The organism is Bacillus sp. 05T31, assembly GCF_056396725.1.
Genome location: NZ_JBFTMA010000395.1, coordinates 1 through 3,977, shown reverse-complemented (window position 1 = coordinate 3,977; position 3,977 = coordinate 1). Strand labels below are relative to the sequence as shown.

6 protein-coding genes are annotated in these 3,977 nt (G+C 33.2%); all 6 read right to left on the bottom strand.

Annotated elements, in window-relative coordinates:
- Positions 1-137: 137 nt before the first annotated feature.
- Positions 138-533, bottom strand: a complete 396-nt coding sequence (locus tag AC1DJR_RS20230) for a hypothetical protein (RefSeq protein ID WP_002084959.1) — start codon at positions 531-533, stop codon at positions 138-140.
- A gap of 92 nt (positions 534-625) precedes the next feature.
- Positions 626-868, bottom strand: coding sequence for a GlsB/YeaQ/YmgE family stress response membrane protein (locus AC1DJR_RS20225; RefSeq protein WP_002013368.1), 243 nt, complete (start codon positions 866-868; stop codon positions 626-628).
- 124 nt (positions 869-992) lie between these two features.
- Positions 993-1,958 carry a nucleoside hydrolase gene (locus AC1DJR_RS20220; protein ID WP_429688358.1) on the bottom strand — a complete coding sequence of 322 codons (966 nt, stop codon included), beginning with the start codon at positions 1,956-1,958 and terminating at the stop codon, positions 993-995.
- 77 nt (positions 1,959-2,035) lie between these two features.
- Positions 2,036-2,224 carry a DUF3970 family protein gene (locus AC1DJR_RS20215; protein ID WP_429688359.1) on the bottom strand — a complete coding sequence of 63 codons (189 nt, stop codon included), beginning with the start codon at positions 2,222-2,224 and terminating at the stop codon, positions 2,036-2,038.
- Between the two features lie 69 nt (positions 2,225-2,293).
- Positions 2,294-3,079: a class I SAM-dependent methyltransferase gene (locus tag AC1DJR_RS20210; protein WP_429688360.1), complete on the bottom strand. Its 786-nt coding sequence runs from the start codon at positions 3,077-3,079 to the stop codon at positions 2,294-2,296.
- Between the two features lie 227 nt (positions 3,080-3,306).
- The gene (locus AC1DJR_RS20205) at positions 3,307-3,645 is read right to left on the bottom strand and encodes a hypothetical protein (protein ID WP_429688361.1); all 339 of its coding nucleotides are present in this window, start codon (positions 3,643-3,645) and stop codon (positions 3,307-3,309) included.
- Between the last annotated feature and the right edge of the window lie 332 nt (positions 3,646-3,977).

Genomic DNA, 3,977 nt, shown 5'->3' with positions numbered 1-3,977 from the left:
ATACAAAACGGATAAAGGCAAAATTAAAAATGAGCCCGGTGCAATACCGGACTCACTTTTATCAAGCTGCCTAATGAAATAACCGTGTCTAATTTTTAGGGGTCACTTCATTAAAGGACAGCTTCAAATATGTATTTTTACACTTCGATAGATTTACCGTCTTCAACGATATGGTAAAGTAAGTGCGCTAAATGATGAATTGGACCATTTTCTTCCTCTTCTTCATTTGTCTCACCTTGGAATTCAAGATCATTTAAGTATAGTGCTAAAAATTGATAGAACAATTTCAAATCAAATCCGTAGCAAGCACTTGGTTCTTCATGATCTCCTTCATATTGTAACATTAAGTATTGCTCGTTTCCTTCTGTATCTTCAGCATCAAAGAATACGAAGAAACCAACGTTTGTATCTAAATCAAATAGATGACGAGTACCTTTTTCTGTTGCTTTCTCGAAGTCCTCTTCACTTAATTTATGTACTGTTGTTGCCTTTGCATTATCCTCTTGATGAAAATTTACTGTAAATGATTTCAATGCTGACACCTCCTGTTTGTATAACAGTAGCATAACAGATTAGACAACATAATACAAAGGGACTGCTTACAAATGTAAACAGTCCCCTGTATTCATTTCCGCATTGCACGGAATATAAAGCTTACGATGAAAATCAAAACAATCGCGCCTATTAAAGCCGGAACAATCGCATATCCGCCTATAACAGGTCCGAATTTACCAAGTAACGCTGTACCAAGCCAAGAACCGACAATACCTGCAATAATATTACCGATTACACCGCCAGGTACATCCTTCCCAGTAATTAAACTTGCAAACCATCCTAATATACCACCAACGATTAAAGACCAAATCATATCATTTCCTCCTTTATAATTGACCAATAAAAATTATAATCAGAAACAATTGCTTACCATTAGTTATGTTACATTTTTCGTAAGTTATTCGTCTTATGAAAATTATTCAAATCTGCGCACCCTTTTAAGGACAATCTGGCTTCAATATTGTTCTCATAAATTCGTCTTTAAACGCTTGATAATTAAATTCAACGGCAATTTTTTGTATAGGACGATTATCAAACGTCGTTGGCTCAGCTATTTTTCTAAAATCTGCAACACTTTGACCTCTCGTTACATCATTCGTCGTACTAATCCAAACTGCTGATTTTTTATATTCAAAAATATCATCATTTATAAATGAAATGAACGGAAGTAAATCGTGAATCGGACTCCCAGCAATACCTGGATATTCTTTTTTGTAAAAGTTCTCGTAATAAAAATCGATCATTGGCTTAATAAGTTTCGCCTGCCCGGTTCCTTCTTTATCAATAATATCGACCATTTCAGGAGTAATAAGAGCTCGCTGCGTTACATTTAACGGATATATAGTAGCATTCTGCGCATATTTCATAACGATATTCGCGGCAATTGGATCGCCGTAAAAATTAGCTTCTGATACAGGTGTAACGTTTCCCGGAAATAGAAAAGCACCGCCCATTATATAATAAGAACATACTCGATTCATTAAATTGGGGTACAATAAAAATAATGTTGCAAGTGTTGTTAATCGTCCCGTCGCGACTATAATAATATCTTCTGGACAAGGCTCAATTAATTTAATCAATTCACAAAAATTTTCTCTGTCACAAATTCTCATTTTCGGTGGAATAATTGGACCTAAACCGTGATCCCCATGAATTTCAGGGAAAAACAAAGGTTCTTCAGCTGTCATTGGTCTACTGGCACCTTCAATAATCTTCACTTTTGTAGCATAGTATCTTTCTAAAAAATAAACATTTTCCGTAACAATTTCTCTTGATACATTTCCATACTCTGCAACGATACCGATAATATCTAATTTGCATGTTTTATTCGCATAAATTAACGTTATTGCATCATCAATACCAAAATCTCCGAAAAAGATTATTTTTTTATTAACTTTCCTCACCCCTCTCCAGCATAATCTACTATTATTATTATGCGAAAAAGACAAGGCGGTGAAACAGAGATAATTAAAAAAGCCACCTATTTATTGGCGACTTCAATCTTTTTATAAGATAAATATGCTAGTACACTTTTGCTTGAATCATATTTCGGATTATTCCCTTTTCTCGGTTCTCTCATATGTGTTTTTTCAAACCCAGGAATGTCAGGCATTTTCTCTAAAAATTCAAGCATATCTTCCTCAGTTCCCTCAATACGTACACGAATCATTATTACTATTCCTCAATTCTCATTTTCTCTGTACTAAGTATATCGTACATCAGAAAGACTGCAAGAAATTTATCTTTTTAATGTTGAACTTTTTTTACATACGAACAGTGCCATTTCAGTATAAAACGATTCTATTTTATTGTTTCCAAATTGAATTTTGAAAAATTCTTGCATTTCATTTGATGTTTTCATCATACACTCTGTTAACTTTACACGTTTTTGCATAGGAACATCCATCATATCGCACCACCAATCAAAATCGAACTTCTTGTCAAAAGTATGACATGACTGTATTTGCAAACCATGTTTTTCTAATAAAGTAATCCATTCTGTTTTTTTCAAAGCTCGTTCATGGCTTGGATCTCTCTTCTTTTCGATAAAGTTATAAAATGTATCAAACTCATTATTTTCTGGTGAAACGTTATCAATTAATATAAATAACCCATTATCTTCTAACGTTCGATTTACTTCAAAAATAAATTGCAAAGGATCAACAAAGTGATGTGCTGCAATTCGGCATGTAATTGTATCAAAGGATTCATCAGCAAATGGTAACCTTTCTGCATGTCCTGCTACAAATGATACATTTTCATGTCCATTCCCTTCTATAAAACCTTTTGCTTTTTCTAACATTTTTTCTGTTAAATCAAGAGCGACTACCTCTTTGAACATTGGGGCTAACAAATTAGCAACATGTCCACCACCGGTAGCAATATCAAGAAGACGAGTATTATGACGAGTTTCAACTTGCTGAACTACATATTGTAAATCCAGTCCTTTTGCATGAATTTTACTTTTCACATACTTCTCTGCATTACTACCAAATTGTTGTTTCACAAGTTCTTCTTTACTCACTTTTATCATCTTCTTTCTATAAAGTATTATATTTAATTTATAAGTTCTCTTTATATAATTTCAAATCCTCTTTTAGTTTAGTCTCGTCTCTTGTATTAGAGACCTTCTATCAAAAAAATTTAACTCTTTTATTTTTAAGCACAAAACAAAAAAAGTTATGGGGAATTATCCCACAACCCCACAAAGTATCTCTTATATTTGAGGATCTTCTTACACGTCTAAATAACTTAATCCCCCTGTAACTTCACAATAATTTCTACTTCGCTATTAGTAGCCTCTCTTGCATGCAATCCATATTGGTCCATGCCAATCCATATCCACCCAGGACTATCATAAAGAATATCTATGTTGAAATGCTTCAACTTAGTAAGCTCTGACCTAATAAATTTATCCCTACTAGCGATTTCCTTATCAAGCAAGCCATATTCTTTCCCATTTTCAAATAGCGCTATCATCTTTCCTGCAAGTGGATGTATACGAACAATAAATTGATATTCTTTTTCATTTATATTCGCTACAATCGTACTAGAATCAGGTACATCACATCTAGAATTCGACATATTCATATCGGTCRGCTCCTTTATTGATTTCATTAATATCATAACAGGTTAATATTTAGATATTATTAATATAATGTAAAAAATATAAAAGCTGACTTCCCTTTAGAAATCAGCTTTTACACATTGTTTATCTTTAAACTTTTTACAAATTTTATAATGTTTCTTTCTCTTCATCATTTCCGGAAACTAAATCTCCTAAAACATCCACCGTAACTTCAACTACAAATTCACAAATCCCTGCTACAACTTCTCCAATTACTTCCTCCATCTTTCTACCCCCTTGTTTTATGGAACCTATTTGTATCTTTCTACCCCCTTGTTTTATGGAACCTATTTGT

What these genes read in the sequence shown, in the direction of transcription:
- AC1DJR_RS20215 (WP_429688359.1), bottom strand. Translation starts at nt 2,224, where the DNA reads ATGATTCGTGTACGTATTGAGGGAACTGAGGAAGATATGCTTGAATTT.
- AC1DJR_RS20205 (WP_429688361.1), bottom strand. Translation starts at nt 3,645, where the DNA reads ATGAATATGTCGAATTCTAGATGTGATGTACCTGATTCTAGTACGATT.
- AC1DJR_RS20225 (WP_002013368.1), bottom strand. Translation starts at nt 868, where the DNA reads ATGATTTGGTCTTTAATCGTTGGTGGTATATTAGGATGGTTTGCAAGT.